The sequence below is a fragment of the Erwinia pyrifoliae DSM 12163 genome (assembly GCF_000026985.1).
In the GTDB taxonomy this organism is placed as follows: domain Bacteria; phylum Pseudomonadota; class Gammaproteobacteria; order Enterobacterales; family Enterobacteriaceae; genus Erwinia; species Erwinia pyrifoliae.
Map to the genome: position 1 here is coordinate 1,618,975 of NC_017390.1, position 13,034 is coordinate 1,632,008.

A 13,034-nucleotide genomic window follows, 5' to 3' on the forward strand; every position below is an offset into this window, starting at 1 on the left:
TTAATGATTCTATTAATTGATTTATAATAGCGTTTATTAAATTTTAACGTAAAGTATCCTTTATTACTTTTAATATGTTTTCTGAAGCTTTTTTTATGTGTAGCAGTTCATTTAGGGTAATTTGGCGTTGTTGTTTGTAACAATCTTCTGAAGTTGCCATAAGAATGCTAATAGCTTCTTTTACGCCATTAAAATCAGATACTCGGCAAACGCTTTCTGCAATTATTTCGCCACTTGTTAAGAAGGGAAGGTGGTCATTACGTTCTAAAAACACTACTGGTTTTTCCAAAATCTGATATTCTAGCAGCCAACTTATACCATCTATTATCAATGCATCTGATGCTTTGAATAACGGCCCGTAAGTATTGTTCTCGAATAGCATGGTATTCGGTAGCTCATTCCATTCTTTGAAAAAGAGATCAATATCATGTCTGATATGATCATATTTCTCGTTTTTTAACGTAGTAAGTAAGGCCGGATGAGGACTAAAGACAATATCTATTTGAGAATTCTCCTTTGCCCATTCAAGCATTTGCGGGTAAATCTCCAGGAATGTACCGAAGTTAGACCAGTTGTTCTCAATACTATGATGAGCTCCCCATAGAACACGATAGTTCTTTCTCCCATCTGCCCAGGAAATGGGCCAGATGCCCTCTGAAGAAAGTAATTTCTCCACTTTAGGATGGCCTGTGATGAAAATACGTTCTTCACTTATGCCAGAGTTTTCCTTGAGTGAATCATATGCATATTTATTTGCGACGAACAGCATTGAGCAGTGTTTATGGAATACGCTGTTTTCAACGTTCGGATCTACGTTGCCGAGGAAATTCATGATTTCGTAAGGGACGTAAGCAAGGTGCGCGAAATTTAATTCTTGTGATGAGAATGCTGGAGGAACATCAGCATCCCATTGCGACTGCCTAAAAATTACTTCTGGTTTGATCGTTTTAATAATATCAAGGTCTTCATGAGAGTTTTCTGACTTAAGCCGGATATGTTTTATTTTTTCTTCACTTAAATAGTTATCAACGGCATCCTCGCCGGCAAAACTCATTTCGCCTGGAAATTTTTTATTTATACTTGCAACGATAGGATTGAAGCTTGGGTCATTTAGCATCGCGTCATACACCGGGCTTAAACTGTCCCATGCGCTGACATTGTGCACCAGAAAAACGCAAGTTATTTCATCCGATAGATTCTTAATCTTTTGGTGAAGCGTTTCTACGATTTTTTTTATAACTGAAACATCTCCTTTCAATTGAGCGTTTTGTTCAATTATTTTATTGATGATGACTTGAGAATTTTCTACGAATGTTATGTCGTTGTTATTCTCTATTTCATCCTTTTGATTTTTCACACATATCCTTAATTCTTCTAATTTTTGACACAATTCTTCATGCTTCTGCATGATGGCGTCTTGCTTCTGCAAACTCAGGTCTTGCCTTTTATACAGGTATGGGTAGATAAAAGATTTTATTTTTCTTATCAACATATTTTTGCCTTATTTAGCACTTTGTTCGCTCGATTGCATGGTTCCCACACAGGATTTATTATAATTTTTTTTTAAGTAAACACATACATTTCTATGCTTAATGCACCACATTTTTTTAAGGCAATTCTTAGGTGTCTTTGTGAGGAGTAACCCCTTTCTGGTTGTTTCTTAAACAGATTGCCGTGAGCAGCCTCGCGACCATTGTGTCTTCTAATGCTTTTTTCTACCTATCCCATCTATCGCTTTATGCATGTGTTCCATTTAAGTTAATATCAAGGCATCCATTTGCGAGGTGAACTTCACCCCGTTCACACTTCCTGACAGGAGTATGTAATGTCCAAGCAACAGATCGGCGTTGTAGGTATGGCGGTAATGGGCCGTAATCTGGCTCTCAACATTGAGAGCCGCGGCTACTCGGTCTCTATCTTCAACCGCTCACGCGAAAAAACCGATGAAGTCGTCGCAGAGAATCCAGGTAAGAAGCTGGTTCCACATTACACCATCGAAGAGTTTGTTAGCTCTCTGGAGAAACCGCGCCGGATCCTGCTGATGGTGCAGGCCGGTGAAGCAACCGATAAGACCATTGCTTCCCTCACTCCACATCTTGATAAAGGCGATATCCTGATTGACGGGGGTAACACCTTCTATAAAGACACCATTCGCCGTAACCGCGAACTGTCGGAGCAGGGCTTCAACTTTATCGGCACCGGCGTTTCTGGCGGCGAAGAGGGTGCGCTGAAAGGCCCTTCAATCATGCCTGGTGGCCAGAAAGAAGCTTATGAGCTGGTTGCGCCAATCCTTACCGAAATTGCAGCCGTTGCCGAAAGCGAAGCCTGTGTTGCCTATATGGGGCCAGACGGTGCCGGTCATTATGTGAAAATGGTTCACAACGGTATTGAATATGGCGATATGCAGCTAATTGCTGAAGCCTATTCCCTGCTGAAAGGCGCGCTAAATCTCAGCAATGAAGATCTGGCCAAAACCTTTAGCGAGTGGAACGAAGGCGAGTTGAGCAGCTACCTGATTGACATCACCAAAGATATCTTCACTAAGAAAGATGAAGAGGGTAACTACCTGGTCGATGTGATTCTGGACGAAGCGGCGAACAAAGGCACCGGTAAGTGGACCAGCCAGAGCTCGCTGGATCTCGGCGAACCGCTGTCACTGATCACCGAATCCGTGTTTGCCCGTTACCTCTCTTCGTTGAAAACGCAACGCGTTGCGGCGTCTAAAGTGTTGTCTGGTCCGCAAGTGCAGACCGTTAGCGGTGATAAAGCGGAATTTGTTGAGAAAGTGCGCCGTGCGCTGTACCTTGGCAAAATCGTTTCTTACGCGCAGGGCTTCTCTCAGCTGAAAGCCGCTTCTACCGAGAACAACTGGGATCTTAACTACGGCGAAATCGCCAAGATCTTCCGTGCCGGTTGCATCATCCGCGCCCAGTTCCTGCAGAAAATCACCGATGCTTACGAAGATAACGCCGATATCGCGAACCTGCTGTTAGCGCCTTACTTCAAAAACATTGCTGATGAGTACCAGCAGGCGCTGCGTGACGTGGTGGCTTATGCGGTGCAGAACGGCATCCCGACGCCAACCTTCTCTGCGGCGATCGCTTACTATGACAGCTACCGTTCAGCGGTACTGCCAGCGAACCTGATCCAGGCGCAGCGCGACTACTTCGGTGCTCACACCTACAAACGTACCGACAAAGACGGCGTGTTCCACACCGAATGGCTGGACTGATTTAGTCCGCATGTGATTTTAAGGCTTCCTCCGGGAAGCCTTTTTTGCGTCAGGGCACTAATAACTCTCCGCGCCTGCTGGCTTCATTCCCGGCCAGCCTGCTGACCAGCATCCCCGCCGTGGCGAATCGTACCCAGTGGCGTGCATACAGCCTGCCGCCAAATTGTGCCACCAGCGGCGTTAGTCGATCGTTGAGCGGGTCAAGAATATCAGCCACCACGTCTCCCGGATTGATCCACTCTCCAATGTCACGACGATGCAGTATCACTCCCGCATGGGGAGCGCTGAGATATTCGCAGCCCGCCAGCGGAACCGCAGCGTTTAATAGCGGTGGAAGAGTGGCGGGAGAAATAGTCAGCCAGCCAGCCTGTGCCAGAGCGTGAATAATCGCATCTGCATCCTGCTCTGCCTGCTGATGGCTTACATCGCGTACTCCGCGCAGCTCCAGCGTGACCGGCTGAAGCCCCTGAGGCAGCGGGAAGTCTGCGCCCAGTTCACGCTGTAGAAAGTTCCAGGGTTCGCGGCAGGCCTCATCAAAGGGTTCACCGCCGGAGGTTTCAGCAATCAGCTGTACCTCACTGCCCAGATAACGCGCCAGCGGTTCAATCGCCGGCCAGGCCTGCGGTGTGGTGTAGAGATGTGTTAGCGCCTCCCAGTCACAGTGCAGGTCAATCATCAGATCTGCCTGGCACGCCATTTCCATCAGGATATGGCGCTGCGACTGTAGCTCGGTTATTACACTCTGTTTGGCAAACCAGTCGCTGATAGCATGGCGAATCAGACGCTGATTCTGTTCAACGTTTTGCGTCAGCTTCGGGGCCAGCGCATCAGCCAGCGCCGGGCCAAATGCCGGGAAATGACGGTTAAAATCCTGGCCGGAAGCATTATCAAAACGTCCCAGATGAGTGCCGTGCCAGTGCTGGCCAAGCGCAATCGGGTTTGCCACCGGCACCAGGGTTATCTGCGAACAGACATTGCCCGCTGCTTCCAGTGCCAGTAACTTGTTTTTCAGATACCAGGCCACCGCCATACCAGGCAGTTCATCACCGTGCAGTGCGGCCTGGATATAGACCTGACGGGGCGATGGCTGACCAAAGTGATAGCTGATGATTTCACGCCGGGTGCCTGGCGAAGCGCTCAACAGGGGATGATGGCGTTGTTGCATGATGGGTTCACTGTCTGCAAAGGGTAAACAGCCGTACCGACGGGCACGGCCGAAAAGTTACTGTTTAATGGAAATATCAGTGGCGAAATACTTCTTCTGGATCTGGTCGAAGGTGCCGTTCTTCTTGATTTCGGCAAAGGCATTATCAAGTGCGGTTTTTAGCTCATCATCACCCTTACGCAGGCCAATCGCCGTGCCTGGCCCGATAATCGGATCCTGTACAATCGGGCCGGCCAGCTCGAAATCCTGTCCCTGTGGATGTTTCAGAAAGCCAATCGCTGCCTGGGCCGCATCGGTAAACACCACGTCGAGGCGTCCTGAAACCAGGTCATTTTCTACCTGAGCCTGGTCGCCGTAGGCCACCACGTTAACGCCGTGCGGCTGCCATTTCGCCAGTGCATAGCGTTCCTGAACCGTACCTTGTTCCACGCCAACGCTTTTACCTTTCAGCGAGTCAGCGGTGGGTAACAGCCCGGAGCCTTTACGCGCGATCAGCTGGGTGTGGGTATCGTACAGCGGCACGGTAAAGTTTATCTGCTTCAGGCGCTCTTCTGTTATCCCCATATCGGAGAGGATAGCGTCAAATTTACGTGCTTTTAGCGCCGGGATCATGCCGTCAAACTGGCTTTCCACCCAGACACAGTTGGCCTGCATCTGCGCGCACAACGCGTTGCCGAGGTCGATATCGAAGCCGACCAGCTCGCCCTTAGGCGTTTTCGATTCAAACGGCGGATAGCTTGCATCTACCGCGAAGCGCACCTGTTCAATTTTTGCCTGTGCAGTCAGGCTACAGCCTGCCATCAGCGCTAGTGCGGCCAGTTTGCCGACAGTTGCCCGTTTCATTTTTCTCATTATTCCCTTCATTTTACTATGTCAACGAGCATTAAACGTTACCTGTTGCAGGCGCGTATGTGAAGCAGCAAGGTGCTATCAGGTGAAATCGACCAGCTGTGGCTTGCTGATACGCCGGTAATCTTCAGTATTGAGCACCATCGATTTTTCCAGCAGTCCGGCATTAAACGCCAGCTCCTGATAGCGGCTGAACAGGCTGGGATCGGCCACCAGTAATAGTTGAGGATGAAAACTGAAAGGGGGGATAGCACCAAACACGCAGCCGGTTAAGTTATCGACTTCGGCCGGGCTGGCCAGCGAGGCACGGGTGCCGCCCAGCGCCTGGGCCAGCTGGGCAAGATTAGCCTGCTTATCAGCCGGCAGTACCGCCAGCACATGCTGTTTCACCCCGTTTCCCTTCACATGGCACACCAGCGCTTTCGCCCCCTGTCCCAGCTCGGTGCCACGTAATGCGGCCACCTCGGCACATTTTCCCGTGGCTTCATGTTCCATCACCTGGTAACGCGCCTGATGCTGGTCGAGCAGGGCGGTGAGTTTTTCAAATGTGCTCATGGTGGCTCCTGAATGCAAAAAGGCCGGATAACCGGCCTGACATAAGTGACGTTGGCTATTTATGGCGTTGACGCAGATTATCGATCACCGCCGACAGATTCAGGTTCCGATCCTGTAACAGCACCAGCAGGTGATAAACCAGATCGGAGGCTTCATTGGTCAGCTCATCGCGATCGTTAACCGTGGCCGCCAGTGCGGTTTCCACCCCTTCCTCGCCCACTTTCTGCGCGATGCGCTTGGTGCCGCTGGCATACAGCCGCGCAGTGTAGGAACTTTCCGGATCGGCATCTTTGCGCTGTGCCAGTAATTGCTCCAGCTGCCAGAGGAAGGTCCAGTCGGCGGCTGCAGGTGAGAAGCAGCTCGACGTGCCGAGATGGCAGGTTGCACCCGCCGGTTGCGCCAGTATCAGCAGCGTATCGTTGTCACAGTCCGGGGTGATGCTGACCACATGCAGAAAATGTTGCGAGGTTTCTCCCTTAGTCCACAGACGCTGTTTGGTGCGCGACCAGAAAGTGACCTTACCGCTGGTCAGCGTTGTCGCCAACGCCTGCTGATTCATATAACCGTGCATCAATACTTCGCCAGAAACGGCGTGTTGCACGATGGCTGGCATCATGCCGTCAGTTTTTTCCCAGTCCAGCCGGGACAGCTGTTGTTCTGTTAACACACGCGGATCTCCACACCTTTTTCAATCAGGAACTTTTTCAGTTCGCCAATATTCACTATCTGCTTATGAAATACCGAAGCGGCCAGCGCACCGTCAACGTCGGCGTCACGGAAGGCTTCATGGAAATGTTCCACGCTGCCTGCTCCGCCGGAAGCAATCAGCGGCACTTTACAGGCGGCGCGCACTTTTTGCAGCTGTATCAGGTCGTAACCACTGCGCACCCCGTCCTGATTCATCATATTCAGGACGATCTCACCGGCACCGCGCTGCTGGACTTCCCTTACCCAGTCGAGGGTCTCCCAGCGGGTGACGCGGGTGCGGTTCTCATCGCCGGTGTACTGGTTGACATGATATTTACCGCTGTCGCTGTCGTACCAGCTATCAATGCCAACCACAATGCACTGCACGCCAAAGCGGTCCGCCAGACGGGTAATCAGCTCCGGTTTGGCCAGCGCCGGGGAGTTAATTGAAATTTTGTCCGCGCCGAAAGAGAGCAGCAGCGCAGCGTCTTCAACGGATTTAATGCCACCCGCTACGCAGAAGGGAATATCGATGACCTCTGCTACCCGCGAGATCCAGCTTTTGTCTACCACACGGCCGTCCGACGATGCGGTGATATCATAAAACACCAGCTCATCAGCGCCTTCCTCTGCATAACGCTGCGCCAGCGGCACGATATCGCCAATGATTTCGTGGTTGCGAAACTGTACGCCTTTCACTACCTGACCATCACGCACGTCAAGGCAGGGGATTATCCGTTTTGCCAGCATGAAATCGCCTCCGATACGGTGAATTTATTTTCCAGCAGGGCGCGACCGACGATCACCCCCTGTGCGCCGCTGCCGCGCAGGGCGTTGATGTCTTGCAGCGAGCCGATACCGCCAGAGGACTGAAAGGCAATCTGCGGATAACCCGTTGATACTTCGCGATACAAATCAACATTGGAGCCTTTCAGCGTACCATCGCGTGAGATATCGGTGCACAGCACATGCTTCAGGCCATAGGGCAGGAACTGCTCGATTGCCTCTTCCAGCGTGATGCCAGCCGCCTCCTGCCAGCCGCTGATTGCGACTTCTTTGCGGTTACTGGCGTCGATACGCACGTCCAGCGCCAGCACGATGGCGTCCGCGCCGTATTGTCTGAACCACTGCTGCACGTCCTCTGGCTGTTTCACGGCGGTAGAGCCAACCACCACGCGCGTGGCACCGGCCTGCAGCAGGGCGTCCACATCGTCCTGATGACGAATGCCGCCGCCAACCTGTACCGGAACGTTGACGCCAGCCAGCAGCCGTGACAGCAGCGGGATCTGACGTGCTGCCGGATCTTTCGCTCCGGTCAAATCGACCAGGTGCAGCACTTGCGCGCCCTGGTCCTGGTAATCCTGTAAGCGTGGCAGCGCATCGCTGCCGTAGTCGCGCTGCTGGCCGTAATCGCCCTGATGCAGGCGTACCACTTTGCCATCAATCAAATCTAACGCCGGGATAATCATCCGCTTACATCTCCAGGAAGTTTTTCAGCAGCTGCGCGCCGACGGCACCAGAACGCTCAGGGTGGAACTGCACGCCGAAGAAATTGTCCTTGTGTACGGCGGCGGTAAATGGTTCACCGTAATTGCATTGGGCAATGGTGAACTCATTGACCGGCATCGCAAAGCTGTGCACAAAGTAAAAGTATGCGCCGTCCGCAATGCCGCGGAACAGGTGGTTGCCAGCCTGCGCGGTGATCTGGTTCCATCCCATATGCGGCAACGGCAGACCATGATCGGTCATGCGCTGAACCGGCTGGTCAATAATATTGAGCGTTGGCACGCCGCCGCTTTCATCACTGCCGCTGCCCAGCAGCTGCATTCCGAGGCAGATACCTAATACCGGCTGGGTACAGGCTTTGATCAGATCAACCAGTTCTCGCTCACGCAGCTGGTTCATCGCCGCCTGCGCGGTGCCCACTCCCGGCAAAAAAAGCTTATCGGCATTGAGCACGACATCCGCATCTTTGCTCACCACGGGCTGATAGCCCAGCCGCTGTACCGCCCATTTCACCGACGACAGATTGGCACAGCCGGTATCAAGGATGACGATATCCATCACAGCACTCCTTTCGAGCTGGGTAAGGTGTTACCTTCAACGCGGATCGCCTGACGCAGCGTACGGCCGAAGGCTTTAAACAGGCTTTCAACCCGGTGATGATCGTTTTTGCCTTTGGTACGCAGATGCAGGGTACTGGCCATGGTGTAAGAGAGTGAACGGAAGAAATGTTCAACCATTTCGGTACTCAGGTCGCCCACGCGCTGATAGCTGAATTCCGCTTTGTACTCCAGGTGCGGACGACCGGAGATATCCAGCGCGCAGCGCGCCAGGCACTCATCCATTGGCAGGACAAAGCCGAAACGGCCAATACCCCGTTTATCACCCAGCGCCTTGAGCAGCGCTTCGCCCAGCGCCAGGCCGGTGTCTTCAACGGTATGATGATCGTCAATATAAAGATCGCCTTTCACGTCGATATGCATGCGGAAAGCGCCGTGCGTGGCTATCTGGTCAAGCATATGGTCGAAGAAGCCGACCCCGGTATTAATTTTGCTGTCACCTTCGCGATCCAGCCAAACCTCAACTTTGATTTGCGTCTCTTTGGTGCTGCGTTCTACCAGCGCATAGCGGTCGCGCCGGGTTAACTGTTCTGCAATCGCGCCCCAGTTAAGTTTCTCTCTGGAGTACAACAGGCCGGTAATGCCCATATTGTCCGCCAGCTGCACGTCGGTGGTGCGATCGCCAATCACATAGCTGTTAGCGCAATCCAGCGCGCCCTCTGCCAGCCATGCGGTGACCATTTTGGTTTTTGGCTTACGGCACGCGCATTCATCTTCCGGGGTATGCGGGCAGATCAGCACGTCGCTGAAGGTGACGCCCTGTGAGCTGAAAATCTGCATCATCAGCTGATGCGGAGCGTCAAAGTCTTCCTGTGGAAAGCTGCTGGTACCCAGACCATCCTGGTTAGTGATCATCACCAGCTGGAAGCCCGCCTTTTGCAATGACAGCAGGGCGGGGATCGCTCCCGGCTCGAAGATCAGCTTATCCAATCGATCTACCTGAAAATCTTCCGGCGGTTCAGAAATCAGCGTGCCATCGCGATCGATAAAAAGGACTTTCTGACTCATGCTTGCTCCTGAGGTAGGGTAGATCCGGGGAGTAATTTTAATGCTGCAATGGCACGGTCGCACTCCTCACGCGTGCCGATGGAGATGCGCAGGCAGCCGGCCAGGCCCGGTTGTTTGTTCTGGTCACGCAAAATAATGCCCTGATCCCACAAGGTTTTAAATACCCGGCTGGAGTCGGTAAAGCGCGCCAGAATATAGTTTGTTGCACTGTTGAACACCTGTTCGACACAGGCGCAGCCGCGCAGGCCGGCAATAAGCTGTTCACGGGTGGCAATCAGCTCGCGGACGTGCTGGCGCATCAGGGCAATCCCCTCAGCGCTCAGCGCCTGTCCGGCGATATCCGCAACCGGCGTGGAGAGAGGATAAGGCGCGATGACTTTCATTAGCAATGCGATCGTTTCGGCGTTGGCAAGGGTAAAACCGCAGCGCAGGCCGGCAAGCGCAAAGGCTTTTGACAGCGTGCGCAGTACCACCAGATGCGGGTAATCTTTTAACCAGCCGACGAGAGAGGCCCGAGGGCAAAACTCAATATAGGCTTCATCGGCCACCACCAGCGCTTTACCGCGCGTTATTTCCAGCAGCTGGCGCATATCGTCGCGATCGATCAGGTTGCCGGTCGGGTTATTCGGGCTACAGACATAGACCAGCTTGACGCCGTTCAGCCTGTCGGCAATAGCTGGCAGGTTGAGCTGCCAGTTTTCACCGGCTGCTACCGTACGGTACTCGATGCCGATAGTTTCCGCACTGACGCTGTACATGCCGTAGGTGGGCGGACAGAACAGCACGGCATCTTTACCGGGTTCGCAGAAGGCGCGCATCAGTAACTCGATGCCCTCATCGGCTCCGCGACTGACCAGCACCTGATCCACGGCCAGCCCGGCATAGGCGGCATAGCGCTCGATCACCTGCTTTGGCTGGCATTCAGGGTAGCGATTCAGCGTCTGCTGGCTTAGCTCGAACGGCACCGCCAGCGGATATTCATTGGCGTTCAGCCATACATCACCGTTGCCACCCAGGCGGCGCGCCGACTGATAGGGCGTTAGCGCCCGCACGTTGGCCCGCGCCAGGTTTTCGATGCTGTTGCTCATGGCTTCTCCTTCAGGGCGGCAACGCGTAGCGTCACGGCGTTTTTGTGCGCGGCGAGCTGTTCGGCGGCAGCCAGGGTTTCAATCGTTGCCGCCAGCCCCATAAAGCCTTGCGGCGTCAGTTCCTGCACCGTCATCCTTTTCTGGAAGTCGGCCAGTCCGAGGCTGGAACAGGTGGAAGTATAGCCATAGGTTGGCAGGACGTGATTGGTGCCCGAGGCGTAATCGCCGGCAGATTCCGGTGACCAGTCCCCGAGAAACACCGATCCGGCGCTGGTGATGCTATCAACTAAATCACGCGCCTGACGGGTCTGGATAATCAGGTGTTCAGGCCCGTAGCGGTTGCTGATCTCCACGCACTGTTGCAGATCGCGGGCGACAATCAGACGGCTGCTGGCAAGCGCCCGGGCAGCAGTTGCCGCACGCGGCAGTTCAGCCAGCTGATTCTGGATGGCTTCGGCCACGGCGCTGGCCATTTTCACCGATGGCGTAAGCAGGATAACCTGTGAGTCCGGGCCGTGTTCCGCCTGCGACAGCAGATCGGAGGCGACAAAATCCGCCGTGGCCCCTTCGTCGGCAATCACCAGCACTTCCGAAGGCCCGGCAGGCATATCGATTGCCGCGCCGTCGAGACGTTGACTAACCTGGCGCTTCGCTTCGGTCACCCAGGCATTACCCGGCCCGAAAATTTTGTCCACTTTAGGCACCGACTCGGTGCCGAGGGCGAGGGCGGCAATCGCCTGAGCACCGCCAACCTGGAACACTTCTTTTACGCCACACAGCTGCGCGGCATAAAGAATTTCATCGGCAATCGGCGGTGGCGAACAGAGCACCACCCGACCACATCCGGCGATGCGTGCCGGCGTTGCCAGCATTAATACGGTAGAGAACAGCGGGGCAGAGCCACCGGGGATATATAAACCCACTGACGCGACCGGGCGGGTGAGCTGCTGGCAGCGCACGCCCGGCTGGGTTTCGATATCGACCGCTGGCAACTGTTGGGCAAGGTGAAACTTGTCGATATTGGCAACCGCCACGGCCATCGCCCGTTTGATCTCATCGTCCAGCCGCTCAGTCGCGTCGGCCATCTGCTGCTCGCTGACGCGCAGCACGTCAACCTGCGTTTTATCAAAAGCGGCGCTGTAGTCACGCAGCGCCTGGTCACCTTCGGCTTTTACCTTGTCGAGAATGCCACGCACGGTGGCGCTGATGCTGTCAGAAGCTTCAACTGCCGGGCGTGTCAGCAGCGCCTGCTGCTGCTGCGGGCTACACTGCGCCCAGATTATCGGGGTCATCGCGGTCGCCATCGGCTTACTCCATCATCTTCTCAATCGGCAGCACCAGAATGGAGCTGGCACCCAGAGTCTTGAGTTTTTCCATGGTTTCCCAGAACAGGGTCTCGCTGCTGACCATGTGCATGGCTACGCGGCTCTTGTCACCGGCCAGCGGTAGCACGGTTGGGCGCTCGGCACCCGGCAGCAGGGTGATGATCTCTTCCAGACGTTCGCTGGGGGCGTGCAGCATGATGTATTTGGACTCACGCGCCTGAATCACCCCCTGGATGCGCGTCATCAGCTTGTCGATCAGCAGCTGCTTGTTCGCCGGCATTTCGCCATCACGCTGGATCAGACAGGCTTTCGAGCGATAAATCACCTCCACTTCGCGCAGGCCGTTGGCTTCCAGCGTGGCACCGGTCGAGACCAGATCACAGATGGCATCGGCCAGGCCGGCACGCGGTGCGACCTCAACGGAGCCGTTCAGCAGGCACGACTTGAAGCTGACGCGTTGTTCATCAAGATACTTTTTCAGCAGGTGCGGATAAGAGGTGGCAATGCGAGAATTTTGTAAACACTGTGGTCCGCTGTATTTATCGTCAACGGGCATCGCCAGCGACAGACGGCAGCCGCCAAAATCAAGACGACGCAGCGTCTGGTAGCGCGGATCTTCGCCCTGAGCGCGCCGGGTCAACAGCTCTTCTTCCAGCACGTTTTCACCGATAATCCCCAGGTCGACCACGCCGTCCATCACCAGCCCCGGGATATCATCATCGCGCACGCGCAATATATCGATGGGCATATTCTCCGCAAAGGCAATCAGGCGCTGCTGCTGGAGGTTTATCTTGATACCGCAGCGTGCGAGCAATTCGCGTGATTCATCGCTTAAACGGCCTGATTTCTGCATAGCTATGCGTAAACGGGTGTTATCTAACATCGGTTGTCAATCCTATTTTCCTGTCTGCGTTTATCGTTATTAGCCAGCGCTGTTCGTCTCTCAGGGCCAAAAAAAAGCCCCCGGAAGGCGATCTTCCGGGGGCTGAGTTTGCGTTCTGC

At 54.0% G+C, this 13,034-nt stretch carries 13 protein-coding genes and 1 other annotated feature (1 of these 14 running past the window's edge); of the genes, 1 reads left to right on the forward strand and 12 read right to left on the reverse strand.

Annotation, left to right across the window (positions count from 1 at the left end):
- Positions 1 to 43: 43 nt before the first annotated feature.
- Entirely contained in the window at positions 44 to 1,492 is a 1,449-nt protein-coding gene (locus EPYR_RS07130; protein ID WP_012667729.1) for a UDP-N-acetyl glucosamine 2-epimerase, read from the reverse strand.
- Between the two features lie 333 nt (positions 1,493 to 1,825).
- Between EPYR_RS07130 and gndA the strand changes: the two genes are divergently transcribed.
- Positions 1,826 to 3,232 (forward strand): NADP-dependent phosphogluconate dehydrogenase, encoded by a 1,407-nt coding sequence (gndA, locus tag EPYR_RS07135; protein WP_012667730.1) that lies wholly within the window; start codon positions 1,826 to 1,828, stop codon positions 3,230 to 3,232.
- 49 nt (positions 3,233 to 3,281) lie between these two features.
- Here the strand turns inward: gndA and EPYR_RS07140 are convergent, their stop codons facing one another.
- The 11 genes from EPYR_RS07140 to hisG all read right to left on the reverse strand — a co-directional run bounded on the left by EPYR_RS07140 (position 3,282) and on the right by hisG (position 12,915).
- Positions 3,282 to 4,397, reverse strand: a complete 1,116-nt coding sequence (locus tag EPYR_RS07140) for a succinylglutamate desuccinylase/aspartoacylase family protein (protein WP_012667731.1) — start codon at positions 4,395 to 4,397, stop codon at positions 3,282 to 3,284.
- Positions 4,398 to 4,454: 57 nt separating this feature from the next.
- Positions 4,455 to 5,249 carry an ABC transporter substrate-binding protein gene (locus tag EPYR_RS07145; RefSeq protein WP_012667732.1) on the reverse strand — a complete coding sequence of 265 codons (795 nt, stop codon included), beginning with the start codon at positions 5,247 to 5,249 and terminating at the stop codon, positions 4,455 to 4,457.
- Between the two features lie 78 nt (positions 5,250 to 5,327).
- Positions 5,328 to 5,801: a YbaK/prolyl-tRNA synthetase associated domain-containing protein gene (locus EPYR_RS07150; RefSeq protein ID WP_012667733.1), complete on the reverse strand. Its 474-nt coding sequence runs from the start codon at positions 5,799 to 5,801 to the stop codon at positions 5,328 to 5,330.
- Positions 5,802 to 5,856: 55 nt separating this feature from the next.
- Complete coding sequence (gene hisIE / locus EPYR_RS07155) at positions 5,857 to 6,468, reverse strand: bifunctional phosphoribosyl-AMP cyclohydrolase/phosphoribosyl-ATP diphosphatase HisIE (RefSeq protein ID WP_012667734.1); 612 nt, start codon at positions 6,466 to 6,468, stop codon at positions 5,857 to 5,859.
- Entirely contained in the window at positions 6,462 to 7,238 is a 777-nt protein-coding gene (gene hisF / locus EPYR_RS07160; protein WP_014538796.1) for an imidazole glycerol phosphate synthase subunit HisF, read from the reverse strand. Before hisF ends, hisIE begins: the two co-directional genes overlap by 7 nt.
- Complete coding sequence (gene hisA / locus EPYR_RS07165) at positions 7,220 to 7,957, reverse strand: 1-(5-phosphoribosyl)-5-[(5-phosphoribosylamino)methylideneamino]imidazole-4-carboxamide isomerase (RefSeq protein WP_012667736.1); 738 nt, start codon at positions 7,955 to 7,957, stop codon at positions 7,220 to 7,222. Before hisA ends, hisF begins: the two co-directional genes overlap by 19 nt.
- A 4-nt stretch (positions 7,958 to 7,961) precedes the next feature.
- Positions 7,962 to 8,552: an imidazole glycerol phosphate synthase subunit HisH gene (gene hisH, locus EPYR_RS07170; protein ID WP_012667737.1), complete on the reverse strand. Its 591-nt coding sequence runs from the start codon at positions 8,550 to 8,552 to the stop codon at positions 7,962 to 7,964.
- Positions 8,552 to 9,619 (reverse strand): bifunctional histidinol-phosphatase/imidazoleglycerol-phosphate dehydratase HisB, encoded by a 1,068-nt coding sequence (gene hisB / locus EPYR_RS07175; RefSeq protein ID WP_012667738.1) that lies wholly within the window; start codon positions 9,617 to 9,619, stop codon positions 8,552 to 8,554. Before hisB ends, hisH begins: the two co-directional genes overlap by 1 nt.
- On the reverse strand, positions 9,616 to 10,707 hold the full coding sequence (hisC, locus tag EPYR_RS07180) for a histidinol-phosphate transaminase (protein ID WP_012667739.1): 1,092 nt from the start codon (positions 10,705 to 10,707) through the stop codon (positions 9,616 to 9,618). Before hisC ends, hisB begins: the two co-directional genes overlap by 4 nt.
- Complete coding sequence (hisD, locus tag EPYR_RS07185) at positions 10,704 to 12,011, reverse strand: histidinol dehydrogenase (protein ID WP_012667740.1); 1,308 nt, start codon at positions 12,009 to 12,011, stop codon at positions 10,704 to 10,706. The genes hisC and hisD overlap by 4 nt, the downstream gene beginning before the upstream one ends.
- 4 nt (positions 12,012 to 12,015) lie before the next feature.
- Positions 12,016 to 12,915 (reverse strand): ATP phosphoribosyltransferase, encoded by a 900-nt coding sequence (gene hisG / locus EPYR_RS07190; RefSeq protein ID WP_012667741.1) that lies wholly within the window; start codon positions 12,913 to 12,915, stop codon positions 12,016 to 12,018.
- Between the two features lie 68 nt (positions 12,916 to 12,983).
- Positions 12,984 to 13,034, reverse strand: a sequence feature (His leader region); it runs 72 nt beyond the window's last position.